Source organism: Lactobacillus delbrueckii subsp. delbrueckii DSM 20074 = JCM 1012, assembly GCF_001433875.1.
Lineage (GTDB): Bacteria > Bacillota > Bacilli > Lactobacillales > Lactobacillaceae > Lactobacillus > Lactobacillus delbrueckii.
This window is the reverse complement of the sequence record NZ_AZCR01000015.1, coordinates 3,206-24,456: the sequence shown is the minus strand read 5'-3', so window position 1 is coordinate 24,456 and position 21,251 is coordinate 3,206. Positions and strand designations below refer to the sequence as shown.

The window sequence follows — 21,251 nt, the reverse complement described above, 5'->3', positions numbered from 1 at the left end:
TTCATGAAACGCCAATGGAAATTCATTGTCGTCCTGGTTCTCGGGGCAATTGGACTGATCACTGACAATGTCCTGCACATTCCGGGAATCGCGGAGGTCCTGTTCGACATTGCTGGTGTCTACGTCAGCATCTCCTTAGCCAGGGAAATGTTTGGGGACTTGAAAGAAGGGCACTGGGGCATCGACGTCCTGGCCCTGATCGCGATCATCTCCATGATGATTACCCGGGACTACTGGGCTGAATGGATGATCCTGGTCATGTCTACTGGTGGCGAAAGCCTGGAAGACTACGCGACCGGCCAGGCCAACCGGGAACTGCGGGCCCTTTTGGACAAGAACCCGCAGGTAGCCAGCAAGCTGGTTGACGGCAAGGTAGTTGAAGTCAAGGTTGACGACCTGCAGATCGGCGACCAGGTCTTAATCAAGCCAGGTCAGCAGGTGCCAGTAGACGGGACCATCATTGAAGGCAGCTCTACCTTTGACCAGTCATCTCTGACCGGGGAATCAGTTCCGGTGGACAAGACGGTCGGCGACGACTTGATGTCCGGTTCCCTTAACGGTGAAACCGCCGTAACCATGGAAGTCAAGAAGCTGGCCAAGGACTCTGAATACCAGACCATCGTTGAACTGGTTAAGTCTTCTGCTGCCCAGCCGGCCAAGTTCGTCAAGATGGCGGACCGCTACGCCGTGCCATTTACTATTATTTCATTAATTATCGGGATCGCTGCCTGGGTGACGACCGGGAACTTCACCCGCTTCGCGGAAGTCATGGTCGTTGCCTCCCCATGTCCGCTCTTGATCGCCGCTCCAGTTGCCCTGGTAGCGGGGATGAGCTCCATGTCCAAGCACCACATCATCGTCAAGTCCGGTCCAACCTTGGAACAATTAGCCAAGGCCAAGACTTTTGCCTTCGACAAGACTGGGACTTTGACCCAGAACCAATTGGTCATCCAAGACGTTCTGCCGGAAAACGGCTTTGACAAAGAAACCATCCAAAGCTACGCGGCCAGCCTTGAGCAGCAATCCGACCACATCATCGCCAAGTCCCTGGTTCAAGGGACTGACAAGAACTTGATCCAAGCCGTAAGCAACTTGCAGGAATCAACTGGTAACGGGGTCAGCGGGACCGTTGACGGCAAGTACGTCATGGTCGGTAAGCTTTCCTACGTGGCGCCTGACGCTAACGTAAACAAGGCCAAGACTACTGCTGTCTACGTTTCAGTTGACGGCAAGTACGCCGGCTGCATCACCTTCAAGGACCAGCTGCGGCCAGAAACTCCGCAAACTTTGGCCCGCCTGCGCAAACAAGGCGCAAAGCACATCATGATGCTGACCGGGGACAACAAGGACGTGGCCCAGGCGATCGCTGACGCGGCCGGCGTCGATGACGTCCGGGCCAGCCTTTTGCCAGCCCAGAAGATTGAAGCCATCAAGAACGTGGCGCCTGAAAACCGCCCAGTCGTCATGACCGGGGACGGGATCAACGACGCGCCAAGCTTGACGGCCGCTGACGTCGGCATTGCCATGGGAGCCAAGGGGGCTAGCGCGGCCAGCGAAAGTGCTGACGCGGTCATCATGGTCAACGACTTGAGCAAGATCAACGATGCCGTGGCCATTGCCAAGCACACCATGAAGGTGGCTGAAATCGACGTTATCACTGCCATCGTGGTCGTTATCATTCTGGAACTGGTGGCCTTCACTGGTCTTATTCCGGCCTTCTGGGGCGCTGTTTTGCAGGAAGTGGTCGACATGATCACCATCGTCCTGGCCCTTTTGGCTAAGACCGAACCGAAGAATCCAAAACAGACCGGTTTATGACATGCTCCCCCGACCAAGGTCGGGGGTTTCTTTATAGGCTAGTGCTCACGCACAGCCTACAGCTTCTGAGAACAACCAACTTATTCTTGCAAGCAGGATTGGCCGAAGTCAAGACTGCTTTTTTACTGGTTCTGTCCAGCAAGCTGAACAGCAGTGCAAAAACAGAGGTCAGTCTATTTATCACGGAAGTGCCCCCTCCGACGATTCCGCCAAGCCGCATTGACTGCTGTTTGACGGTACGATTTTTTTCTTGCCCAGCTCTCTCAGAGCTGGGCAAGTCCTTTAAGCAAAATATTGATTGATGCATTGATGTCACGGTCATGATGCGCCTTGCAGAATGGGCAGTCCCATTCCCGCACTGACAGTGGCTTCTTGCCCGTATCCTTGCCGCATTTTGAGCAGATTCGGCTGGTGTATGCTGGATTGACCTTGATGAGAATCTTTCCGTACTTCTTGCACTTGTATTCCAGCATTTCGCGGAATTTACCCCATGACTGACGCAGGATTGAGCGGGCAAGGTGGTGATTCTTTGTCATGTTCTTGATCTTGAGATCTTCAATGACGATGACGTCGTATTCCTTTACCAGCTGATCCGTGATCTTGTGCAGATAGTCATCGCGCTGATTCGTGATGCGGCTCATATAGCGGTTTTTGGCGACATTGGCTTTCTGCCAGTTGCGATAGTCAGACAAGCTTTTTGCGCCAAGAACCTTTTTGTTGGCTTCCTGCTGCGACTTAACCAAAGCCAAATGACGGCGCTTGGATGACTTGCTCTGCCAGATTTCTGCTTGTTTCTCGCAGAAATCCGATGAGAACCTGTCAAACTTTCTGCCGTCTGACAGGATGGCCAAGTGCGTCAGCCCTACGTCAATGCCAACCGCCTTGCCAGTCTTTGGCAAGAAGGCGGTCTTTTTCTCCACGATGAGAGAAAGCCAGTAGCGACCGCAAGCATCGATGCTGATCGTGTAGCGCTTGATCTTGCCGTCGATGACGCCGGTTTTCGATGATCTGACTCTTCTCAGCTTCGGCAGGAACATGTTTCTTTTGCCCATGATCCGGATGCTTGACGACTTGCCAGTATATGACTGCTTGGCGTTATGTTTTGAGTGGAAGCGGGGCTTGCGTCTCGTTCCGGCAAAGAACGCCTCCCAGGCATCGCTGATGTTCTTGGTCACGATTTGGAAGCTGGAGCTGTCGCTTGCCTTGAGGAATGGATATTCGTTCTTCAAAGCGGGAAGCAGATTGTTAAGATCGAATTCCGTTAACAGTTTTAAGCTCTTGTTGTTCTTGTAGCGTCCCTGATAGAGGCTGACAAGTTGATTCCAGAGGAAGCGGTCATTGCCAAAGAACTGTCTAAGTTTGGCTTGTTGTACGAGAGTCGGGTACAATCTGATTTTCACTCCATATTCCGGCAGATCTGACTTGCGCTTGCGTATTGCCATGTCGCTTCCTCCTTTCTAGCGTTTAGTGAAATGGTCTATTCCATTGCGTCTCAATGTATTTCTTGACGACAGCTTCGGTTGTCACTCCAATGCTTCCTGCGTAATAGCTCGGTGACCAGACGTGACCACCCCAGAAGTATTCCTTCATCGTTTCTGGGTACTTTTCAAAAAGCCACTTGGCCGTAATGCCTTTGAGCTTCTTGACGATATTTGTCACGCTCTCTTGGGGTTTGGCAGACAGCAGAATATGCACGTGAGTTGGCATTATTTCCAGAGCCTTGACCGTATACTCATTCTCACGGCAGATCTGAAGGATCTTGTCCTTGAGCGAATCGACAATAATTGGATTAGCCAAGGCTTGGTTGCGATACTTGGTACACCAGACGATGTGGTAATTGAGGTTGTATACGTAGCCTCGCCCATGGATGATATCTGGCTCATCATTTCTGAATTCGTATTTAGTCATATGAGTTGCACCTCCTTTCAGTATTTACAGCTCTCTAGCTATTTATATTATATCACATGTCAAACTAACGTTCACATACTAAGGTAAAAAGGTGGCGATTCAACTCGGCATTGAAATGCCAAGTTTTCTCCCCCCCAACGTAATAAAATTTGTCTTTTCTCCAATTTTTTGCTAAAGTATTATTAGTTAACATAACATTTTTCAGAGGTTGGAGTTTCAAAACTTTCAAGAATTTGCTTCTTTGGGTCAAGAAGCTTTTTCTTGGGAGTTTTTTGTTTTCCAGCCCTTTTTTGAAACGGAGGTCAATATGGAATTTATTGGACAACTGATACTGGTCTTGCTGATGACAACCCTGCTGGGGCAAGTCTTTGCCCGCTTCAACTGGCCCCCGGTCATTGGCCAGCTCTTATCGGGGATCCTGCTGGGACCGGCTCTTTTGGGCTGGATCCACCCTAACGAAACGATGACTCTCTTCTCCGACATCGGGGTTATCATGCTGATGTTTTTAGCCGGGATGGAAAGCGACCTGGACTTGCTGAAGAAGTACTTTAAGATCAGCTTCACGGTGGCCACGGTAGGGGTTATCCTCCCTATCCTCTTTATCGGCGGGGCCTCCCTGCTCTTCGGGATGCAGTTCCTGGAAGCCCTCTTCATCGGGATCGTCTTCGCGGCCACCAGCGTCTCCATTTCCGTGGAAGTCCTGAGGGCGACCGGGAAGCTGCAGACCAAGGCCGGGACGGCAATTTTGGGGGCAGCGGTAGTCGACGACATTTTGGCGGTGATCGTCCTCAGCCTCTTCACCACCTTCAGCCATGAAGGCGGCAAGTCAGGACTGACCAACAACTTCTTCCTGAACCTGCTCTTTGAAGCCCTCTACTTCGTCTTCATCTGGCTGGTTTACAAGTTCATCGCGCCAAAGTTCATGCAGCTGGCGGAAAAAATCAATGTCAGCTACTCTGTGGTCATCGCCTCTTTGATCCTGTCTTTGGGCATGGCCTACATCGCTGAATTAGTCGGCTTGAGTGCCGTGGTCGGGGCCTTCTTCGGCGGCCTGACCATCCGGCAGACCAAGCAGGAAGCAGAAGTCAATTCCTCAGTCTCCGCGATCGGCTACTCAGTCTTCATTCCAACCTTCTTCGTCAACATCGGCCTGTCGATAACTTTTGCCTCCATCGGCCAGGACTTCCTCTTCATCGTGGTCATGACCATTCTGGGCGTTCTCTCCAAGTACTGGGCCGGCAAATACTCATCTGAAATCTTCGGCCTTAAGCCGCTGGAAGGCAGCATTGTCGGGGCCGGGATGGTTTCCCGGGGGGAAGTGGCCTTGATCGTGGCCCAGATCGGGATTGCCCACCACCTTTTCCCAAAGGACATTTACTCCAGCTTGATTCTAGTCATCATCTTGACAACGGTTCTCTCACCAATCATGCTCAACCACTACATCAGAAAAGACGAAGCGCAAAACTAAAAAGCAGCGAAGCCAAGCTTCGCTGCTTTTCGTATATCCAAACAGATTTCTCTTTTTCTCTTTTTGTTGTATTGTTGTATTTTTCCTTTTGGCCTAGCCTAAAATGCTGAGCATGTTCCACATGATGTGGGTGGCCATGGAGTAGCGCAGGTCCTTGGTGATCATGTAGACCCAGGCCAGGACTGACCCCATCATCCAGTAAACCAGGAGATATGGTGACCAGAAGGGATTGTGGGCAAAGGCAAAGAAGAAACCGGAAACCAGGATCCCCGCCCACTTGGCGACCTTGCCGGCATGGTTAAAGAGGAGGTTGAAGAACATCCCTCTGAAGATGATTTCCTCCATAACCGGGGCAACTAAGACCACCATGATATTGTAGGTCGGACCCGCCGTCTGCTGGAGGTTATCCAGGTTCTGCTGGTTGACTGAGACCCCGCCGCCGATCAAGTTCATCAAGAGGACGTAGAGCATCTGCATCAAGAAGAAGCCCCCGACTGCGGTGGCCAGCTTCCGCCAATCCCAGTGGAAGTCCTGGCTGAAGCCCCAGTCATTGTCATCATCCAGCTGCCCCTTATAGAGCCAGAAGCTGAACCAGAAGACCAGGACGGTCGAGAGGTCCAGGATGAAGGCCTCAGCCGACCCGAAGCCAAAGATGTCCGGGTAGAAGTAAAACTCCTGCAGGGTCGTGTACAGCGCGAACACGATTGCGATTTCGATCAAGTAAAAGAGATAATGCCCAATTTTTTTCATGTTTGTCACCTTGTTGTCTCAAAAAATTATTATCCTCTATTATAATAAAGCTTGACCAATTTTCTAAACGATATGGACGAGGACCTAAAAAATGCCATCCGGATTAAACACACTGCTATTTCTATTCAGCCAGAACCGGGCTTTCAGCTACTTTACCATTTTGGTGGCGATTGCCGCGGTAACCTTCATTTTCTCCTGGCTGAGCGACCCGCGCCGCTTGATCAACGGGGTCTTTTTCACCTTTTTCATCGCTTCGCTGGGGGCCTGGTTCACCTTCCTGGTCTATGCCACCAACCTGCCCAGCTTCCGCAAGGTCTACCTCTGGGCCCTGGCGATCCTGGCAGTAACCGTGGCCGTCATCGTCTCATTCTCCTGGATCCTGCTTTTATGGAACTCCTATGTGGTCTTGAAGCATGAGAGCCATACCCTGCCCAACCTCCTGACCTTGATCCTGGCCGGGGCCATGCTGGGCCTCTGGGTCTTCATTTTCATCGGCCACTTCACCCGCAACACGCCGACCGGTCTGCGCCTCATCCTGGACATTTTCCCGACGGTCGCGGTCTACCTGGCAGCCGTCATGTACAACTTCCTGGTCAACCTCCTGCTATACCAGATTGTTCCCCGCCGCTACCAGCAGAACTACCTGATCGTTTTGGGAGCGGGCCTGATCCATGGGGACCAGATTTCCAACATCCAGGCGGCCAGAATCAACCGGGCCATCCAGTTTGCCTACCACCAACAGGAAAAGGGCCAGCCCTTGCCCAAGTTCATCATGTCCGGCGGCCAGGGGCCGAATGAAAAAATTTCTGAAGCGGCAGCCATGGCCGCTTACGCCATCAAGCGGGGGGTCCCGAAGGAACTGATCCTGCTGGAAGACCAGTCCAGAAATACCGAGCAGAACATGGAATTTTCTCAGATTGTGGCCTACAACGACTATGGCAATGACAACTTCAAGGCTTGCTTCTTTACCAGCAACTACCACGTCTTCCGGTCAGCCATCTACGCGAAAAGGGCGGGGCTGGATGCCAACGGGATCGGCTCTTACACCCGCCCTTACTACCTGCCCAACGCGGTTTTGCGGGAATTCGCCGGCATGTTCGTCATGAACCGCCTCCGCCACTTCACCGTGATAGCCTTGATCGTGGCCGGCTACATCGCCCTGGCAATTTGCAAACTACTAAATGTCTTTTAACTTTTTTAAAATTACCTGGAAAAATCCGGGTAATTTTTTATTTTTTCTAGTATGCCCTTCCCGCTTAGAGCCATATATCTTGAGGCCTTTTTGGCAAAAACGAGAATCCCGTCAAATCAACACTTTATCTTGTGGGTGCCCTTTTGACATGGCCACCAAATATTGATAAGATCGTAATCGTGTTAATCTTAAGGGGGATTTTATCGTGAAGAAAATCAAATTCAAGCAAGTTTTGGCCACTGGCACTGTTTTAGCAGCAGGGATTGCCCTGACTGCCTGCTCAGGGGCCAAGCAAAACGGCGGCGGCTCCAACAAGAAGAGCTCAGCCAGCGTGGCCTTGATCACTGACATCTCCGGGGTTGACGACCACTCCTTCAACCAGTCCGGCTGGGAAGGTATGGTAGCTTACGGCAAGTCCCAAGGCTTAAAGCGGGGGACCAACGGCTACCAATACTTTGAATCAAGTTCAGCTTCTGACTTTACGCCAAACATCAACCAGGCGGTTGCGGCCGGCTACAAGACCATTTTTGGTGTTGGCTACTCACTTAAGGGCGCGATTGCTTCAGCAGCCAAGAAGCACACTGACAAGAACTTCGTCATCATTGACGACGTGATCAAGGGGCAAAAGAACGTGGCTTCCGCCAACTTCAAGTCCCAGGATGCTTCCTACATGGCCGGGGTAGTTGCGGCCCGGACCACCAAGACCAACGTGGTTGGCTTCATTGGCGGGGTTCACGGGGACATCGTCGACTTATTTGATGCTGGTTTTGCCAAGGGCGTGCAGGACACGGCCAAGAAGATGGGCAAGAAGATCACGATTTTGAACCAATACGTCGGCTCATTTACGGCTGCTGACAAGGAAAAGTCAATCGCCAAGGCTATGTTTGCCAAGAAGGCGGACGTAATCTTCCACGCTTCAGGTTCAGCCGGCCAAGGCTTGTTCAGTGAAGCCAAGTCCGTCAACGAAGGCCTGGCTGCCAACTCCAGCAAGAAGGTCTGGGTCATCGGGGTCGACTCTGACCAGTCCAACCTGGGCAAGTACAAGTCCAAGGACGGCAAGAAGTCCAACCTCTGCCTGACCAGCGTAATGACCGGGGTCAACGTGGCAGTCAAGGACATCGCTACCAAGGCAGCCAAGGGCAAGTTCCCAGGCGGCAAGCAGCTGGTTTACGGCTTGAAGCACAACGGTGTTTACCTGACCCGGGGCTACGTGGCTGACTCAGTTTGGAAGCAGGCACAAACTGCCCGCAGCCAGATTCTGGCCGGCAAGATTTCCGTACCAAGTCACCCAAGCAAATAAGTAAACAAAACAAAAATCTCTGAGCAGGAGCTCAGAGATTTTTTGCGTATCAGACGTTCTTTTCGGCTTTAACGGCCCAAGAGACCAGGAGCAGGCCAGCAAGAAACATTGCTTCTGGCAGCAGCATGCTGGATAAATTAAAAGCAGCATCCCGCAAAAAGTAGAAGGCCAGCAAGGCACTGATAATCAAGACGGCCGCGAAATCGCGCCAATCTTCGCTGGTGAAAGCTTGCCGGTCCTTTTTGACAAACATCATGACCAGGCCAGCAAGACCCAGCAGCAAATAGAGAACCGCAATCACAAAAAGTACCTGCGCCGTTTCAAACACCTTTCTGACCAGCATCCCTTCAACCAAGAGCAGACTCCCGCAGCCGATTAACAAATTTACCCAAAACAAGCTATTCATTGCTTTCCTCCTCCAACAACTAATATCCGCCATCCTACTCCATTATTCTTCTTCGTTCAAGCTCTGATAGCCGTAATTTGCCAGCTGCTGGTCAGTATCGATCACCGACATCCCCCTAACCAAACAGTAGATCAAGACCGCGTCCCGTTTTACGTTGGCGTAAAGTGCCCCGTTATCGCTTAAAGACAGAAGGCGGTTGGTTTGAGCCAGAGATAATTTCAAGCTGAGGGCCAGGGACAAAACCTTATTCCTTGCTGGCAGGCGCCGCCCCTTCAAAATTTGATAGCCATAGCTGCGTTCGATCATAGCCTCGTTGAAAAGCTCGCTTTTCTTGACCCCCTTATCTTCGATCAGCTTATTCAAATAGCCGGCAAAATTGTAATCAGCCACTTGATCTAGTACATTAGAAATATGATCTGCTTTCAAAGCAGCGAGTAATTTTTCAGTTTCCATTTTTACCCCCATTGTTACCATTATGGCAGAAAGATTTTATAGATGAAGCAAGGAAAAATAAGCGATTACGTTAATCCCGTCCCCATTAAAATAACGGACGACAAGGCAATTTTCAAAGTTGAAAAGCTGGTCCCGACCCCTTACATCGAGCGGGTCCTTCCTTTAGAGTACGCTCCTTTATATGAACAGCTGGCTGAGCTGGACACCGCGATTCCCAAGATTGTCTGCCTGGAAAAAAGCGACCGCCTGACCGTCATCGAAGAATACATCGACTCTCCCCGTCTCGACCAGTACTTAGAGACCCACAAGCTCACTTCTGCCCAGATCCACGACTTAATCTGCCAGCTGCTGGACGTCCTCGCGGTCCTGCACCAGCAGACACCGCCGATCATTCACCGGGACATCAAGCCGGAGAATATTTTTTATGATGGCCAAAAGCTGATCCTGGCCGACTTCGATATCGCCCGGAACATGCAGGAGGACGCTGACCGCGACACCCGCATCCTGGGGTCAGTGGGCTACGCGGCCCCGGAGCAGTTCGGCTTCAGCCAGAGCGGGCCAGCCAGTGACTTCTATGCAGTCGGTGTGCTGATGAACGTCCTTTATACCGGCTACCTGCCCAGCGTCCGCCTTTATAAAGGACCAGAACGGGAAATCATTGAAAAAGCTACCCACATCAACAGACAGAAACGCTACCAAAACGCCCGGGAATTCAAGGATGCGATTACTGGCTTAGGCCGGTCCAGCTGGCTTTTGCCAGGCTTCCGCAGCCATCAGCCCGCCCGCATGCTTACAGCCGGTTGCGGCTACTTATTGATGCTGTTTAGTTCCTTTAGTATGGACGCCAAGGGCGACTCAGCGGCTGACAGTTTCCTGCTCCGCCTGTCCTTTTTCATGGTTCTTTTCTTGATCGTCCTTTTTGCCTGCAACTACCGCAATATCAAGAGCATGTGCCTTTTCCATTCATCCAAGTCCAAATTTACCCGGGCCTGCGGGATCATAATCAGCTACCTACTCGTGGCCACGGTTTTGACCACGGCTTTAGCCGCTTTATCGGTAGCAATTTCATCTTTTAGCCATTAGTGGGCTGCCTGCCCACCAATCCTTCTCTTTAAAAGTCTACACTTAAACTGTCGCTGGTTTATGTGAGAGTAAAAAATTTGAAGGAATAGGAATCATGGCAAAGCAAATCAAAGATGAGAATGGGAATGTGTACGTACAAAAGAAGAAGTTCTATAAGCGCTGGTGGTTCTGGCTGCTAGTCGTGCTGGTTGTCGTTTTCCTCGGAAGCGGGGCCTTTGGCGGGTCAAGCGACAGCGACAGCAGCTCTGACTCAGCCGCCAAGTCCCAGACCAGCTCTAAGAAAAAAGCTGAAGCTAACCCTTTGAACAAGGTTTACTCAGTCGGCCAAAAAGCATCTTACAAGGGATATGAAATCAAAGTCAACAGCGTCAAGTTCAGTCAAGGCAGCGAATATAACCGGCCTGACAGCGGAAAGCAGTTCGTGATCATCAATATTACGATTACCAACCACACCGATGAAAGCCAGGACTACAATCCGTTTGACTTCAAGCTGAACGCGGACGGCAACAACACCGACCTCGACGCAATTGACACAGATGTTGACAACACTCTGGACGCCGGCTCCTTGGACAAGGGCGCTTCAGTTTCAGGAAATTTGGTTGGCGAAGCAAAGACTTCTGCCAAAACGCTGCAGCTGCAATACAAAACCTCAATTTGGAACGACAATATGGTTAAATTCAAGCTCAAATAAACCGCGAAAGCAAAGCCTGCGAGAGCCAGGTTTTGCTTTTTTTGTTAACCGCTGTCAAAAAACAGTTCGGAATTTCGCTTATATTGTTGCTTTTTTCTGTTTTTACACTATAATAAACTAAGATAAAAATAAACATCTTTTCGCGATTGTCACACAAATATTCGTGTTGTAACGGAGGAAATCACGTGTCTGTTTCTAAATTTAAAAAGTTAGCAACCATCGCTACTGCTGCTGTTTCAGTTTCAGTTCTGTTGACTGCCTGCCAAGGCAAGAAGTCATCATCTTCAACTGGTACTAAGACCACCAAGCACAGCATCGCGCTTATCACTGACAACAACGCCATTGACGACCACTCCTTCAACGAAGCTGCCTGGAATGGTTTCAAGGCCTTCGGTAAGAAGCACGGTCTGAAGCAAGGCAAGGGTGGCTACCAATACTTTGAATCTTCATCAGCCGCCGACTTTACTCCTAACGCCAATGAAGCTGCCAGCTCCGGCTTTGAAACCATCTTCGGTGTCGGCTACCAACTGACCAGCGCTATCAAGTCCGCTGCCAAGAAGAACCCTAAGAAGAACTTCGTGATCATCGACGACGTGATCAGCGGCCAAAAGAACGTTGCTTCAGTTACCTTCGAAAGCAACCAGGCATCATACCTGGCAGGTATCGCTGCTGCTTACACTACCAAGACCAACCACGTAGGTTACATTGGTGGTGCCAAGTCAGCAACCCTGGAACTGTTCGAAGCCGGCTTTAAGCAGGGTGTTGAAGCAGGTGCCAAGGCTTTGGGCAAGAAGATCAAAATTGACGACCAATACATCGGTAACTTCACTTCAACTGACAAGGCTAAGTCAATCGCTCAATCAATGTACGCCAGCGGCGCGGACATCATCTACCACGCAGCCGGCAACGCTGGTAACGGGGTCTTCACTGAAGCCAAGAACATCAACAAGAACCGCAAGGCTTCCAAGAAGGTTTGGGTCATCGGTGTTGACGTTGACCAATCAAACCTGGGTAGCTACACTTCCAAGGACGGCAAGAAGAGCAACTTCGTTCTGACTTCAGTTCTGAAGGGTCTGGACGTTGCTGTTGAACGTATCGCTGAAAAGGCATACCAAGGCAAGTTCCCAGGCGGCAAGCACTCTGTCTACACTCTTGAAGGCAACGGTGTTTCTGTAACCAAGGGCAACATCGACTCCAAGACTTGGAGCAAGGTTCAAGCAGCCCGCAAGCAAATCTTGAACGGCAAGGTTAAGGTTGCTGAAAGCGTAAGCGACTTGAAGTAATCTCAAACAACAGATTTTTTAAGAGGCACTCATCATTCGATGGGTGCCTCTTTTCTTCGCCTTAGCGTTATAACTAAAACTTCCCAGTCCGAGAACTGGTCTATACAAAGTCGCCACTTTGTTCGTGAATCAACCGTTTTCTTAGCCGCTGAAAAACTTTTTCTCCAAATTCGTCCAAAAAAGCGAATATTCGCCTATCTATTCACTTGCTTTTTCCAAAACTAAATGCTATCTTTAATACATAATTGTTCGTCTATGAAAAAGAAAAGAAGAAAAAGAAAGAAGTAATTTCGCTATGCGCTTTAATTACAAGAAATTGGTTGCCGCTGGGGCAGCCACCCTGTCAATCGCTGCTGTATTGACTGCCTGCTCCGGCAAGAAGTCTAACACTTCCGTCAACAAGGACACCAAGCACGGTATCGCCTTGATCACTGACGGTAAGGGTGTTGACGACCACTCCTTCAACCAAGCCGCTTGGTCTGGTTTCAAGGACTACGGCAAGGAACACGGCCTCAAGCAAGGCAAGGGCGGTTACCAGTACTTTGAATCATCATCTGCTGCTGACTTCACACCTAACCTGACTCAAGCTGCCCAAGCCGGCTACCAAACAATCTACGGTGTCGGCTACATGCTGACTGACTCAGTTAAAGACGCATCCAAGAAGTACCCTAAGAAAAACTTCGTCTTGATCGACTCAGTTATCACTGGCCGCAAGAACGTTGCTTCAGTTACCTTCAAGAGCAACGAAGCTTCCTACCTTGGCGGTCTGGCCGCTGCCTACACCACCAAGACTAACAAGGTCGGCTTCATCGGCGGGGCCAAGTCCAGCGTCCTGGAACTCTTCGAAGCCGGCTTCAAGCAAGGTGTCAAGGATGGTGCCAAGGCCTTAGGCAAGAAGATCACCGTTTACGACCAATACATCGGCAACTTCACCTCAACCGACAAGGCCAAGTCAATCGCCCAGTCAATGTACACTGACGGCGCTGACATCATCTACCAAGCTGCCGGCAACGCCGGTAACGGTGTCTTCACCGAAGCCAAGACCCGCAACAAGGCAACCACGGCTGCCAAGAAGGTCTGGGTCATCGGTGTTGACGTTGACCAGGCAAACCTGGGTAACTACACTTCAAAAGACGGTAAGAAGGCCAACTTCACGCTGACCTCCGTATTAAAGGGGCTGCGTTTCGCATGCAAGGACATCGCTGACAAAGCCTACAAGGGCAAATTCCCTGGCGGTAAGGTAATTTCCTACGGCTTAGCTCACGATGGCGTCTCTGTCACTAAGGGGAACCTTGATGCCAAGACTTGGAAGGCAGTGCAAGCTGCCCGCAAGCAAATCCTGGCTGGTAAAATTAAAGTTGCAACTACTCCAAGTAAGTAGCACAATATATAGTAGTCAATCTGAAACACTCCGCAATATTACGGGGTGTTTTTTGTAAAAGTAATACAGAAAGTTTTGTCATATGGAAAAAGAGATCAAAAACATCATTGAGATGCGCCATATCGTGAAAGACTTTAACGGTTTTAAAGCCAACAACGATATCAACCTCACGCTCCGCAAGGGCGAAATCCTGGCGCTTCTTGGCGAAAACGGCGCCGGCAAGTCTACTTTAATGAGTATTCTTTCCGGCCTGCTCGAACCAACCTCTGGCGAAATCTACGTGCGGGGCGAGAAAGTCAACATCTCCGGCCCAAACGTCGCTACCAGCCTGGGGATCGGGATGGTGCACCAGCACTTTATGCTGGCCCAGGCCTTCACTGTCCTGGAAAACATCATCTTAGGCCACGAAACCACCAAGGGCCTGGCCCTGGACTTCAAGACCGCCAGAGAAAAGATCCTGGCCCTGTCCAAGCAATACGGCCTGGCCATCGACCCTGACGCTAAGATTTCCGACATCACCGTCGCTCAGCAGCAAAGAGTTGAAATCCTGAAGGTCCTTTACCGCGGGGCCGACATCTTGATCTTCGACGAACCAACTGCCGTTTTGACGCCGCAGGAAATCACTGAATTCATCAAGATCATGAAGAACCTGGTCAAGGAAGGCAAGTCCATAATCTTGATCACCCACAAGCTGAAGGAAATCAAGGAAAGTGCCGACCGGGTCACTGTCATCCGGGCTGGTAAGTCCATCCAAACCGTCAGCGTTGCCGATGCAAATGACGAACAATTGGCCGAAATGATGGTTGGCCACCATGTTAACTTTAAGCTGGACAAGGATCCCCTCAATCTGGGCAAAAATATCCTGGAAGTCAAGGACCTGCACGTCAACGAAGACCGGGGAACCGAAGCAGTCAAGGGTCTCTCCTTCACTATCCGCGGCGGGGAAATCCTTGGTCTGGCCGGGATCGACGGCAACGGCCAGGACGAACTGGTCGAAGCCATCACTGGCCTGCGCCATGTTGAAGGCGGCCAAGTCGTCATCAACGGCCAGGATTTGACCAACAAGCCAGTCCGCCAAATCACGGAAGCCGGCGTCGGCCATATCCCTGCCGACCGGCAAAAGTACGGCTTGATCCTGCAACTGCCTTTGTCTGAAAATATTGCCAGCCAGACCTACTACAAGGAGCCTTACTCCAAGCACGGGATCATGAACGAACAGGCCATCCGGGAACACGCCCGGGAACTGATCAAGAAGTTCGACGTCCGCACGACCAGCGAACAATTGCCAGCCAGCGACCTGTCCGGTGGTAACCAGCAAAAGGCCATCATCGCCCGGGAACTTGACCGGGACGCTGACCTGATCATTGCCTTCCAGCCAACCCGGGGCTTGGACGTCGGGGCCATCGAATACATCCACAGCCAGCTGCTGAAGCAAAGAGACGCCGGCAAGGCCGTGCTCCTTGTGTCCTACGAACTTGACGAAATCTTGCAGCTGTCTGACCGAATTGTCGTCCTGCACGACGGGGCCGAATCAGGTGAAGTCAAGCCCGACCAGACTAGTGAAACCGAACTCGGTTTGCTTATGACCGGGAAGAATACCAAAAAGGAGGCTGCCGCTAATGATTAAGGTGAGCCCTAAAGCCAAGCGGCTTTTAGTGCCGATCGTTTCTGTTATTGCCGGCTTTTTAGTCGGGGCCATCATCATGCTGGTCTGGAGCTATGACCCATTCCAGGCCTACAGCTCAATGTTTGAAAGTGCCCTGGGCTCAGCCAACGGGATCGGGGAAACTATCCGTAACGCCACCCCGTTGATCTTTATCGCCATCGGCTTCCAGATCTCTTCAGCCGCTGGCTTCTTCAATATCGGTCTGCCGGGCCAGGCGCAAGCCGGCTGGCTGACCGCCATCTGGATCGGCCTGGCCTTCAAGGGCTTGCCCGTCTACATCCTCTTGCCATTTGAAATCATCGCCGGCAGCCTGGCCGGTGCCTTGGTTGCCGGGATTGCCGGCTGGCTGCGGGCCTACTTCGGAACTAACGAAGTTATCTCAACCATCATGCTTAACTACATCGTCCTCTACCTTTGCCAATACCTGCACCAGGACGTCATGAACAAGAGCCTCCGCGTTGACACCGACACTACCAAGACCGTCGGGGCTAGCGGCAGCCTGCGGATTCCGTGGCTGAGCGAAATGTTCGGCGGCTCCCGGATCAGCGGCGGTATCTTCCTGGCCATCATTGCCCTGGTCATCTTCTGGTTCTTGATGAAGAAGACCACGGTCGGCTTTGAAATCAAGGCGGTTGGTTTGAACCCATTCGCCAGCCGTTACGCCGGCATGAGCGACAAGAAGAACATCATCATCTCCATGCTCCTGTCAGGTGCCTTCTGTGGCCTGGGTGGGGTCGTACAAGGTCTGGGGACTTACCAGAACTACTTCACCCAAACGACTACCCTGGACATCGGCTGGGACGGCATGTCCGTTGCCCTTTTGGGCGGCATGAGCGCCATCGGCATCCTGCTGGCTTCCCTGCTCTTCTCTATCTTGAAGATCGGTGGCCTGGGGATGCAGACGGCAGCCGGGATTCCATTTGAAATCGTTTCTATCGTCATCGCTGCCATTATCTTCTTCGTAGCCATCAGCTGGGCTGTCGGCCTCCTTTTCAAGGAAAAGAAGTCTGACAAGACCGCGACCTATATTGCCACGGCGGAAACCGCCGGCCGGCAAGCCGCCAATGACCAGCAAAAAGGAGGGGAAGCATAATGAACTTCGTGACTGTATTAGCCTTAATCGTTTCATCAACTTTAGTTTATTCAGCTCCCTTGATTTTCACCGCTTTGGGCGGGACCTTCAGTGAAAACTCAGGGATCGTCAACGTCGGTTTGGAAGGGATCATGACCATGGGGGCCTTCACCTCCATCGTCTTCAACCTGAGCTTCGCCTCAACCTTCGGCACCGCTACTCCATGGCTGGGTGCCCTCTTGGGCGGAATTGTCGGGATCATCTTCTCCCTGCTGCACGCCGTTGCCACGGTCAACTGGCGGGCTGACCACGTTATTTCCGGGACGGTCTTGAACTTGATGGCGCCGCCATTGGCCGTCTTCCTGGTCAAGGCCATCTACAACAAGGGGCAGACCGAAAACATCAACCAAAACTTCGGCTACTTCTCCTTCCCTGGCCTGGCCAACATCCCGGTTATCGGGCCGATCTTCTTCAAGAACACTTCAGCTCCTGCCTGGGTGGCCATCGTCTTGTCCATCTTCCTCTACTGGGTACTGTACAAGACCCGCTTTGGCCTGCGCCTGCGGTCCAGCGGTGAAAACCCGCAAGCTGCCGACACTTTGGGGATCAACGTCTACAAGATGCGTTACGCCGGCGTCTTGATCTCCGGTTTCCTCGGCGGGATCGGCGGGGCCGTCTTCGCTGAAGCAATTGCCGGGAACTTCTCAGTTTCCACTATTGCCGGGCAAGGTTTCATGGCCCTTGCGGCCATGATCTTCGGCCGCTACAACCCAATCGGCGCTATGCTGTCCTCACTCTTCTTCGGCTTCGCGCAAAGCTTGAGTATCATCGGGGACCAGATTCCAGGCATTTCCAGCCTGCCATCCGTTTACCTGCAGATCGCGCCTTACGTCTTGACGATCATCGTTCTGGTGGTCTTCTTCGGCAAGACTGTCGGGCCAGCTGCCGACGGGCAAAACTACATCAAGTCGAAATAAAGAAAACAGGGCTTTGGCCCTGTTTTTTACTGACATTTTTCTGAAAAAATGCTAAAGTAAATTAATGACAAGTTTTTAAAGCAAGCTTTGTGGAGCTTGGTTCACTGGAATATTAGAATATGACTCCAATTCTGGCTGAATCCAAAGACCCTTTCCGGGCCCGGATTCGCTGAATTGGAGTTTTTTTATTGGAGGTTTGAATTTAATGGAAGCTCATGGAAAAGTCGCCCCTTCCGTGATCTGGTCGATCATCGGGACCGCGGGCGTGGCCTGCAGCGGGGTTTTGGTCGAAACGTCAATGAACGGACCTTCCCAACCCTGATGAAGGTCTTCAACCAGTCTTTGAACAACGTGCAGTGGATTACCACGGCCTACCTGCTGGCCGTTATCTTGCCGATCGTCCTGGCTGCCTACCTGCAGCGCAGCTTCAGCTTGATCATCGCGGCCCTCTTCATGAGCGACAATAAAGCCCACCGGGACCACTTCAACTTCAGCGAGTACCTCTTGATCGTCTTGGCCCTGGTTGCCTTGACCCTGGCCGTTAACAACTTAAGCTCTGGCTTTGCCAGTCCGCTGGTTTGGGGCGGGCTTTTGGTCACGGTCATTTCCCTTGTCATCTTCTTCAAGCTGGCCAAGCAGGAAGGCAAGGCCCACAACCGTTTTGAAAAATACCAGCTTTAACCTGGGTCTGCTCATCTACACTTTCCTGCAGTTCATCCAGATCAGCCTGACCTTCGTCATCCCTAACCTGGCGCAACTGGGTCTGAAGACCAGTGCCTTGACCAGCGGGATGCTGCTCCTGGGCAGCCTTTTGTCAGCCTTCTTCGGGCCAGTAACGGGCCGGCTCTTGGACAGCCAGGGCTTCAAGAAGCTCTTCTTAATCGGCAGCTTCCTGGCCATGGCCGGCATTTTGCTCTACATCATTTTTGCCCAAAAGCTCTCCATTGCCTTGATCGTGATCTTCCACGTCATGTTCATGACCGGCTTCAGCATGATGTACAACAACTCCATGACGATCGGCCTGCAGCAGCTGGAAGTCATGCACATCGCCAGCAGTCATTACCAGGGGCAGAGCAAGCAGGTAGTCATGGGGTCACAAGCTGCCTTCATCGTCCTCTTCATCTTCATCCTCTTGATTTTTGCCTGCGTCTTGGGCTTGATTAAACGCGACAAGCAAGGTCTGGTCAAAAACTAAAACAAGCGAAAATCCTTACTCCACACGGAGCAAGGCTTTTTCAGATCTTAAAAAGCAATGTCGTCAGCAGGCGCAAAAGTGCGAAGACCGCGAAGACCCAGATGCTGTCTTTGATCCCGCCTAAGTAACGGCGCTGGTAAAGAGTCATCCCGGCAGCCGCGGCAAAGAGTAGGATAAGGGATACGGCGGCTAGCCAGCTGCCCGGCCAGTAGATCAAGTGGATCACAAACAGGCAGGCCAGGTAGGGCCAGGACCACTTCAGTCGCAGCAGGGTAAACTGCTTCCGGCTCAAGTGCCGGGTCAGCAAGAGCGGCTCAATCCCGGCCAGGTCCTCTGGGAGAAAAAGCCGGGCAAGTACCTGGCCTTCCCAACAACTTGCAAGAAGAATTAAAACAGCTTCCTTGCCAGCCAAGCGGCTGGATCATCAGCCGCTTTTTGGACTGTGGGGAAGAAGGCGGCAAGGTCTACGACTACTACAAGACTTTCGTGGAGATCAGCTGAAAATTAAATGCTCTCCAAGGGCTGCTTGCTCTTCGGTGGCAGGTAATCCCGGTCCAAGGCGGCCAGTTCACCGGCGGTCAAGACCAGGTCAGCAGCCGCCAGGTTGGCCCGCATGTGGTCAACTGAACCGGCTTTGGGAATGGTCAATACCTGCCCGGTCCGCATGGTCCAGGCCAGCATGACTTGGTGGACGGACACGCCCCGCTTGTCAGCGATCTGCTTTAGACTAGGCTTGACCGGGATGGATTGTCCGTCGCCTGAGTTAAAGGGCGAGTAGCCGATAAAGGCAATGTCGTGCTGCTTTTGCCAAGGCAGGAGGTCATATTCAACGCCCCGCTTGTCGAGATTGTAGAGGTCTTCATTGGCAAAAACGGCCCCTTCCCCGGCGATATCTACCAGCTCCTGCATATCAGCCGTGTCAAAGTTGGAGACGCCCCAGTGGCGGATCAGGCGGGCAGCTTGCAAATCCTGCAGGCCCTTGACGGTTTCTGCTAAAGGATAATCGCTCTTCCAGTGCAAAAGATACAAGTCCAGATAGTCTGTCCGCAGCCGCTTTAAGCTGTCGGCCAGGCTTTTTTTCTGGTCATCAGGACTGGCATGCCAGGGGTAGAACTTGGAAATAAGGAAGAGCTGGCTCCGGTCCAGGTCCTTGATGGCTTCGCCAACCAGGCTTTCAGCCCGCCCTTCCCCATACATTTCAGCGGTATCGATTACGTTGACGCCGGATGCCAAGCCGCATCTTATAGCCTCGATTTCTGCATCCCGCTTTTCGGCTTTTTCCCCCATATTCCAGGTGCCCAGGCCCAGCTGGCTCAGTTTTTCCCCTTTGACGGTCATGTATTTCATGCTCTTGCCTTCATTTATTTCCAATTTTTCTGTTTTGCTTTATTCTTTCTATTTTTTCTTCCTTCTAAGCATAGTACAAGGGCGGCCATTTTTTGGAAAAAAGCGCTCAGATTTTACCAAGATTTATTGGTCTATACCTTGACAAAAAATCCTTACGGAACTATAATGGACTATACCAATATGAGCAAGCAAAAAAATCAAGGAGTCGTTATCAAGATGAAAGTTATCGTTGTGAAAAACGCCAGTGAATTAGGCAAGCAGGCCTTTGACCTTTTGGCAAAGGCGGTTGACGAAGGGGCTAAGACCTTGGGCTTGGCAACCGGGTCTTCACCGGTTGAACTCTATCAGGAGATGGTGGCCAGCCAGCTCGACTTCAGCCAAATGACCAGCGTCAACTTGGATGAATACGTCGGTCTCAGCCCGGAAAACCCGCAGAGCTACCACTACTTCATGAACCAGCATCTCTTCCAGTACAAGCCATTCAAGCGCTCCTACCTGCCAGACGGCCAGGCAAAGGACATCCAGGCAGAGTGCGGCCGCTACAACCAGATTTTGGCAGACAACCCGGTAGACTTGCAGGTCTTAGGGATCGGGCAGAACGGGCACATCGCCTTCAACGAACCGGGGACGCCGTTTGACAGCGTGACTCATGAAGTTGCTTTGACGGAAAGCACGATCAAGGCCAACGCCCGCTTCTTCGACAGCATTGATGAAGTGCCAAAGAGCGCCATCTGCATGGGGATTGCCAATATCATGGCGGCTAAGGAGATCATCCTTTTGGCCAAGGGGGAAAGCAAGGCTAAGGCTATTAAGGCCATGGTTGAAGGGCCAGTGACCACGGATGTCCCGGCCAGCGTCCTACAAAAGCACCCGAACGTTACGGTGATTGCCGACCAGGCAGCCGCGAGCTTGCTTAAATAAGAACTTAAACTTCCCACACCAAAAAGAACTGTGAAGCCTTGAAAACTCAATAGTTTAGCCAGTAAATATTCAATTAAGCTGCTAGTGATGGTGATATAGCCTCTTGCATGTACTTCGGGAGGCGTGAAATGAAAGCGTCGGTGAACCTTTCCATCTGCTCTTCTGTCGGTTGGAAGATCTCTTTCACGCTCTCAAACATGGCTTCCACCAGGATTTGTAGGGAGTGATTGAAAGTGATGTCCGCAAGCTCGCCTATTGTCCTATCATCTTCATCATCTCGCTTCTCAACTGACATGAACATGTAACGCAGAAAGACGAAAGCTGTATGGGCAGTCAATGC

General features: G+C 51.6%; 22 protein-coding genes, 1 pseudogene and 1 other annotated feature. Of the genes and pseudogenes, 15 read left to right on the top strand and 8 right to left on the bottom strand.

Features of this window, described 5'->3' with window-relative positions; translation table 11 throughout:
• Positions 1-3: 3 nt before the first annotated feature.
• Positions 4-1,818: a heavy metal translocating P-type ATPase gene (locus tag FD23_RS03900; RefSeq protein ID WP_025895610.1), complete on the top strand. Its 1,815-nt coding sequence runs from the start codon at positions 4-6 to the stop codon at positions 1,816-1,818.
• A 263-nt stretch (positions 1,819-2,081) separates the two neighbouring features.
• On the opposite strand, the gene FD23_RS03895 is transcribed toward FD23_RS03900, so the two are convergent.
• Together FD23_RS03895 and tnpA are read right to left on the bottom strand one after the other, a co-directional pair.
• Positions 2,082-3,260 (bottom strand): RNA-guided endonuclease InsQ/TnpB family protein, encoded by a 1,179-nt coding sequence (locus tag FD23_RS03895; protein WP_025895609.1) that lies wholly within the window; start codon positions 3,258-3,260, stop codon positions 2,082-2,084.
• Positions 3,261-3,282: 22 nt separating this feature from the next.
• A complete protein-coding gene (tnpA, locus tag FD23_RS03890) occupies positions 3,283-3,726 on the bottom strand; it encodes an IS200/IS605 family transposase (protein WP_002878357.1) in 444 nt (147 codons plus the stop codon).
• Between the two features lie 206 nt (positions 3,727-3,932).
• Positions 3,933-3,981 (top strand) — a sequence feature (sodium ion sensor (DUF1646 type); this cis-regulatory element may regulate processes involved in with the transportation of sodium ions).
• A 52-nt stretch (positions 3,982-4,033) separates the two neighbouring features.
• Between tnpA and FD23_RS03885 the strand changes: the two genes are divergently transcribed.
• On the top strand, positions 4,034-5,194 hold the full coding sequence (locus tag FD23_RS03885) for a cation:proton antiporter (RefSeq protein WP_052933815.1): 1,161 nt from the start codon (positions 4,034-4,036) through the stop codon (positions 5,192-5,194).
• Between the two features lie 93 nt (positions 5,195-5,287).
• On the opposite strand, the gene FD23_RS03880 is transcribed toward FD23_RS03885, so the two are convergent.
• Positions 5,288-5,944 carry a CPBP family intramembrane glutamic endopeptidase gene (locus FD23_RS03880; protein WP_052933811.1) on the bottom strand — a complete coding sequence of 219 codons (657 nt, stop codon included), beginning with the start codon at positions 5,942-5,944 and terminating at the stop codon, positions 5,288-5,290.
• A 91-nt stretch (positions 5,945-6,035) separates the two neighbouring features.
• Here FD23_RS03880 and FD23_RS03875 point away from each other — a divergent pair, with 91 nt between their 5' ends.
• Together FD23_RS03875 and FD23_RS03870 are read left to right on the top strand one after the other, a co-directional pair.
• The gene (locus FD23_RS03875) at positions 6,036-7,136 is read left to right on the top strand and encodes a YdcF family protein (RefSeq protein WP_025895607.1); all 1,101 of its coding nucleotides are present in this window, start codon (positions 6,036-6,038) and stop codon (positions 7,134-7,136) included.
• A 205-nt stretch (positions 7,137-7,341) separates the two neighbouring features.
• On the top strand, positions 7,342-8,436 hold the full coding sequence (locus tag FD23_RS03870) for a BMP family lipoprotein (RefSeq protein WP_025895606.1): 1,095 nt from the start codon (positions 7,342-7,344) through the stop codon (positions 8,434-8,436).
• Between the two features lie 49 nt (positions 8,437-8,485).
• Here FD23_RS03870 and FD23_RS03865 read toward each other — a convergent pair whose 3' ends face one another.
• Complete coding sequence (locus FD23_RS03865; protein WP_025895605.1) at positions 8,486-8,842, bottom strand: hypothetical protein; 357 nt, start codon at positions 8,840-8,842, stop codon at positions 8,486-8,488.
• 42 nt (positions 8,843-8,884) lie between these two features.
• Complete coding sequence (locus tag FD23_RS03860) at positions 8,885-9,295, bottom strand: hypothetical protein (protein ID WP_025895604.1); 411 nt, start codon at positions 9,293-9,295, stop codon at positions 8,885-8,887.
• Positions 9,296-9,337: 42 nt separating this feature from the next.
• Between FD23_RS03860 and FD23_RS03855 the strand changes: the two genes are divergently transcribed.
• The 9 genes from FD23_RS03855 (at position 9,338) to FD23_RS10325 (ending at position 18,643) form a co-directional block, all read left to right on the top strand.
• Positions 9,338-10,378 (top strand): serine/threonine protein kinase, encoded by a 1,041-nt coding sequence (locus FD23_RS03855; RefSeq protein ID WP_052933812.1) that lies wholly within the window; start codon positions 9,338-9,340, stop codon positions 10,376-10,378.
• A gap of 94 nt (positions 10,379-10,472) precedes the next feature.
• A complete protein-coding gene (locus FD23_RS03850; protein WP_025895603.1) occupies positions 10,473-11,069 on the top strand; it encodes a DUF4352 domain-containing protein in 597 nt (198 codons plus the stop codon).
• Between the two features lie 185 nt (positions 11,070-11,254).
• Positions 11,255-12,352, top strand: coding sequence for a BMP family lipoprotein (locus tag FD23_RS03845; protein WP_052933813.1), 1,098 nt, complete (start codon positions 11,255-11,257; stop codon positions 12,350-12,352).
• Positions 12,353-12,647: 295 nt separating this feature from the next.
• The gene (locus FD23_RS03840; RefSeq protein WP_025895602.1) at positions 12,648-13,733 is read left to right on the top strand and encodes a BMP family lipoprotein; all 1,086 of its coding nucleotides are present in this window, start codon (positions 12,648-12,650) and stop codon (positions 13,731-13,733) included.
• An 82-nt stretch (positions 13,734-13,815) separates the two neighbouring features.
• Entirely contained in the window at positions 13,816-15,360 is a 1,545-nt protein-coding gene (locus FD23_RS03835; RefSeq protein ID WP_025895601.1) for an ABC transporter ATP-binding protein, read from the top strand.
• Positions 15,353-16,492 carry an ABC transporter permease gene (locus tag FD23_RS03830; protein WP_052933814.1) on the top strand — a complete coding sequence of 380 codons (1,140 nt, stop codon included), beginning with the start codon at positions 15,353-15,355 and terminating at the stop codon, positions 16,490-16,492. The genes FD23_RS03835 and FD23_RS03830 overlap by 8 nt, the downstream gene beginning before the upstream one ends.
• Positions 16,492-17,448, top strand: coding sequence for an ABC transporter permease (locus FD23_RS03825; protein ID WP_003616436.1), 957 nt, complete (start codon positions 16,492-16,494; stop codon positions 17,446-17,448). Before FD23_RS03830 ends, FD23_RS03825 begins: the two co-directional genes overlap by 1 nt.
• Positions 17,449-17,769: 321 nt before the next feature.
• Positions 17,770-18,129 (top strand): hypothetical protein, encoded by a 360-nt coding sequence (locus tag FD23_RS10330; protein WP_230844925.1) that lies wholly within the window; start codon positions 17,770-17,772, stop codon positions 18,127-18,129.
• Positions 18,110-18,643, top strand: coding sequence for an MFS transporter (locus tag FD23_RS10325; protein WP_230844926.1), 534 nt, complete (start codon positions 18,110-18,112; stop codon positions 18,641-18,643). Before FD23_RS10330 ends, FD23_RS10325 begins: the two co-directional genes overlap by 20 nt.
• 40 nt (positions 18,644-18,683) lie before the next feature.
• Here the strand turns inward: FD23_RS10325 and FD23_RS03810 are convergent, their stop codons facing one another.
• Positions 18,684-18,950, bottom strand: coding sequence for a hypothetical protein (locus tag FD23_RS03810; RefSeq protein ID WP_230844927.1), 267 nt, complete (start codon positions 18,948-18,950; stop codon positions 18,684-18,686).
• Positions 18,951-19,018: 68 nt separating this feature from the next.
• Between FD23_RS03810 and FD23_RS10890 the strand changes: the two genes are divergently transcribed.
• Positions 19,019-19,144 carry a hypothetical protein gene (locus FD23_RS10890; protein ID WP_257786473.1) on the top strand — a complete coding sequence of 42 codons (126 nt, stop codon included), beginning with the start codon at positions 19,019-19,021 and terminating at the stop codon, positions 19,142-19,144.
• 3 nt (positions 19,145-19,147) lie between these two features.
• On the opposite strand, the gene FD23_RS03805 is transcribed toward FD23_RS10890, so the two are convergent.
• A complete protein-coding gene (locus FD23_RS03805; protein ID WP_052933816.1) occupies positions 19,148-19,990 on the bottom strand; it encodes an aldo/keto reductase in 843 nt (280 codons plus the stop codon).
• Between the two features lie 216 nt (positions 19,991-20,206).
• Between FD23_RS03805 and nagB the strand changes: the two genes are divergently transcribed.
• A complete protein-coding gene (gene nagB / locus FD23_RS03800; RefSeq protein ID WP_025895599.1) occupies positions 20,207-20,911 on the top strand; it encodes a glucosamine-6-phosphate deaminase in 705 nt (234 codons plus the stop codon).
• Positions 20,912-20,984: 73 nt separating this feature from the next.
• Here the strand turns inward: nagB and FD23_RS10320 are convergent.
• Positions 20,985-21,251 (bottom strand): annotated as a pseudogene (locus FD23_RS10320) (IS4 family transposase); the annotation flags it as partial.

Coding starts and splice junctions, on each gene's coding strand:
- FD23_RS03900 (WP_025895610.1), top strand. CDS start 4: ATGAAACGCCAATGGAAATTCATTGTCGTCCTGGTTCTCGGGGCAATT.
- FD23_RS03895 (WP_025895609.1), bottom strand. CDS start 3,260: ATGGCAATACGCAAGCGCAAGTCAGATCTGCCGGAATATGGAGTGAAA.
- tnpA (WP_002878357.1), bottom strand. CDS start 3,726: ATGACTAAATACGAATTCAGAAATGATGAGCCAGATATCATCCATGGG.
- FD23_RS03885 (WP_052933815.1), top strand. CDS start 4,034: ATGGAATTTATTGGACAACTGATACTGGTCTTGCTGATGACAACCCTG.
- FD23_RS03880 (WP_052933811.1), bottom strand. CDS start 5,944: ATGAAAAAAATTGGGCATTATCTCTTTTACTTGATCGAAATCGCAATC.
- FD23_RS03875 (WP_025895607.1), top strand. CDS start 6,036: ATGCCATCCGGATTAAACACACTGCTATTTCTATTCAGCCAGAACCGG.
- FD23_RS03865 (WP_025895605.1), bottom strand. CDS start 8,842: ATGAATAGCTTGTTTTGGGTAAATTTGTTAATCGGCTGCGGGAGTCTG.
- FD23_RS03860 (WP_025895604.1), bottom strand. CDS start 9,295: ATGGAAACTGAAAAATTACTCGCTGCTTTGAAAGCAGATCATATTTCT.
- FD23_RS03855 (WP_052933812.1), top strand. CDS start 9,338: ATGAAGCAAGGAAAAATAAGCGATTACGTTAATCCCGTCCCCATTAAA.
- FD23_RS03850 (WP_025895603.1), top strand. CDS start 10,473: ATGGCAAAGCAAATCAAAGATGAGAATGGGAATGTGTACGTACAAAAG.
- FD23_RS03840 (WP_025895602.1), top strand. CDS start 12,648: ATGCGCTTTAATTACAAGAAATTGGTTGCCGCTGGGGCAGCCACCCTG.
- FD23_RS03835 (WP_025895601.1), top strand. CDS start 13,816: ATGGAAAAAGAGATCAAAAACATCATTGAGATGCGCCATATCGTGAAA.
- FD23_RS03830 (WP_052933814.1), top strand. CDS start 15,353: ATGATTAAGGTGAGCCCTAAAGCCAAGCGGCTTTTAGTGCCGATCGTT.
- FD23_RS03825 (WP_003616436.1), top strand. CDS start 16,492: ATGAACTTCGTGACTGTATTAGCCTTAATCGTTTCATCAACTTTAGTT.
- FD23_RS10330 (WP_230844925.1), top strand. CDS start 17,770: ATGAAGGTCTTCAACCAGTCTTTGAACAACGTGCAGTGGATTACCACG.
- FD23_RS03805 (WP_052933816.1), bottom strand. CDS start 19,990: ATGAAATACATGACCGTCAAAGGGGAAAAACTGAGCCAGCTGGGCCTG.
- nagB (WP_025895599.1), top strand. CDS start 20,207: ATGAAAGTTATCGTTGTGAAAAACGCCAGTGAATTAGGCAAGCAGGCC.